Source organism: Levilactobacillus paucivorans (assembly GCF_001437125.1).
Taxonomy (GTDB): Bacteria; Bacillota; Bacilli; order Lactobacillales; family Lactobacillaceae; genus Levilactobacillus; species Levilactobacillus paucivorans.
Genome location: NZ_JQCA01000044.1, coordinates 1 through 796 on the forward strand (window position 1 = coordinate 1; position 796 = coordinate 796).

Sequence of the window (796 nt, forward strand, 5' to 3'; positions counted from 1 at the left end):
CCACAAACAACAGCACATCTTTAACGCCCTGCTTGATCAAGGTTCCCAGCAGTTCAGTCCAGATTCCAGTCGATTCCGTTGGCGCCACTTGGTAGTTCAGCACTTCTTTCGTACCATCTGGACGAATGCCAATCGCAATATGAACGGCTTCTTTTTGAACGGTATCCCGCTTTAACGGCAAGTAAGTGGCATCTAAGAAGATGGCCGCATATTGTGAAGCCAGTCGACGTTGCTGGAAAGCTTGAACCTGTTCATTGACGGCTTTAGTCATGTTGGAAACCGTGGCTTTGGAGTAGTGAGCACCGTACATTTTCTCAATGAGTTCGGCAATTTCAGCAGTGGTAATTCCCTTGGTATACAACTGAATGACCGTTGTTTCTAAATTATCACTGTGCCGACCGTAGGCTGGCAAGGTATGATTTTTAAACCGGCCATTGCGATCTCGAGGAATGGTTAAGTTAAGTTGGCCGTACTTCGTATCAAACGAGCGCTCATAACTGCCGTTGCGGTTATTACCAGTGTTAATCCCAGCGTATGAGTAGCGTTCGTAACCCAAAAACTCTGCCAATTCGGTTTGAAGCAGCTGGTTAATCGCAATTTCGAGGTGGTGACGAAAAACTTCGTCCAAATCTTGCTTTTGGGCTAGTGCAACGATAATTTCTGTGGTAAGTTCATTCATGGGGAATGCCTCCTGTGATGTTTTCTGTGATTACTAAATATCATAAGGGAATGCATTCCCTATTTCTATACAATTCAGAAATCTTTTATGCATTTACACAAGATATTTTACGCTCTC

The 796-nt window shown here is 44.1% G+C and carries 1 pseudogene; it reads right to left on the bottom strand.

The features are described from left to right. Window positions 1–679: pseudogene (locus tag IV54_RS04705) on the bottom strand (IS256-like element IS1310 family transposase); the annotation flags it as partial. Between the last annotated feature and the right edge of the window lie 117 nt (window positions 680–796).